Source organism: Bathymodiolus heckerae thiotrophic gill symbiont, from assembly GCF_900128515.1.
GTDB lineage: Bacteria > Pseudomonadota > Gammaproteobacteria > PS1 > Pseudothioglobaceae > Thioglobus_A.
On sequence record NZ_FQTP01000207.1, the window covers coordinates 1 to 1314 of the forward strand.

The 1314-nt window shown below is 37.5% G+C and carries 2 protein-coding genes; both read left to right on the top strand.

The features are described from left to right. The first annotated feature begins 425 nt into the window (after nucleotides 1-425). Nucleotides 426-665 carry a type II toxin-antitoxin system ParD family antitoxin gene (locus BTHERMOSOX_RS11255; RefSeq protein WP_138121206.1) on the top strand — a complete coding sequence of 80 codons (240 nt, stop codon included), beginning with the start codon at nucleotides 426-428 and terminating at the stop codon, nucleotides 663-665. Continuing rightward, nucleotides 665-967 (top strand): type II toxin-antitoxin system RelE/ParE family toxin, encoded by a 303-nt coding sequence (locus tag BTHERMOSOX_RS11260; protein ID WP_138121207.1) that lies wholly within the window; start codon nucleotides 665-667, stop codon nucleotides 965-967. The genes BTHERMOSOX_RS11255 and BTHERMOSOX_RS11260 overlap by 1 nt, the downstream gene beginning before the upstream one ends. The last annotated feature ends 347 nt before the right edge of the window (nucleotides 968-1314 follow it).

Sequence of the window (1314 nt, forward strand, 5' to 3'; positions counted from 1 at the left end):
TCAGTATTTCTTTTTCTTGGGTTGTCAAAGGAGCTGTTTATTTGCATTGTTTGGGATCATATCACCTAATTCTACAGCATTATGTAATACCAATTTTTTTGTACGAACTTACGGGGCGCTGTACTAGGGCCCATTTGAGGTCGATGGTCTGATGAGGTGGGAATGCGCGGATTCCATCAGGGCCAGGGGTATTAGACAACCTCAACGAAAGGCAGGATATATGGGAGCAATATTCTTTATATTACGATCGAGTTTTTTCTTGCAATACGGGGCGGACCATATATGCCCCCTATTTCCCTGACAAAGCACTGAACTTGGATAAAAAATGACCTTTGGAAACGAACTGTGTTGCCAACGGTCAGCTGGATTTTTTTGTTATAAGAGTATACCATTAAGTACCAATTATTGATATTTGAGGTGGCGATATGCCTAAAAATACTAGCATGACCCTTGGTGAACACTTTGATGGCTTTATAGCTCACAAAATTGACGAAGGTCGTTTTTCTTCTGCAAGTGAGGTGGTTCGAGCTGCACTTAGAATGTTTGAAGACAACGAACAAAAAATAATGACTCTCCGGAATTTACTTGAAAAAGGTGAGCGTAGCGGTACTGCAGAGTACAGCTATGAAAGTCTCATGAATGAACTGGATGAAGAACTTGGTTAATGAGAAAATTTACACTGACTAATAAAGCCAAGGCTGATTTGAAATCAATTGCTGCCTATACTCAGAGACAGTGGGGTAAAGATCAACGTAAAACTTACGTGCGGCAATTCGATGATGCTTTTCATATGCTATCGGAAACTCCTGAGTTAGGCAATAGGTGTGATTTTATTAAACAGGGATATCGAAAATTTCCAGTTTCTAGTCATGCTCTTTTCTACCATAATATAAGCCAGTTTGAAATTGAGTTTGTTCGTATATTACATAAGCGTATGGATGCTAAAACACAATTTGAAATTTTATAACATAAAAAATTAGGGAAAGTATTTATGTGGCTTTACCTATCAACACTAAAAATCAAGTTAGCTGACCCCATGAAACCCGATTGATCAATCTGTAATTCATTGTAATGAACTAAATCTCTGTCACCGAATTCATATTCAATTTCAAGCATTGCCTGGGCCTTTATGTCTTATGTGCAAAATCTTGCAGTTTGTTATTATTTTCAAAGCGGTATTATAACCTCTATAGACTTTCAGAAAAATAACTTCCAAAAAAGCGAAGGTGATTATTGAAAGCTGGTTTATAATTTCCGCTCCGACCGGCCTCATTCATAAAAAACATTCAAAGTGGCAATCCTCACTTTTTCAAA

Excerpts from the sequence above, each read along its gene's own strand:
- BTHERMOSOX_RS11255 (WP_138121206.1), top strand. The coding sequence starts at position 426 with ATGCCTAAAAATACTAGCATGACCCTTGGTGAACACTTTGATGGCTTT.
- BTHERMOSOX_RS11260 (WP_138121207.1), top strand. The coding sequence starts at position 665 with ATGAGAAAATTTACACTGACTAATAAAGCCAAGGCTGATTTGAAATCA.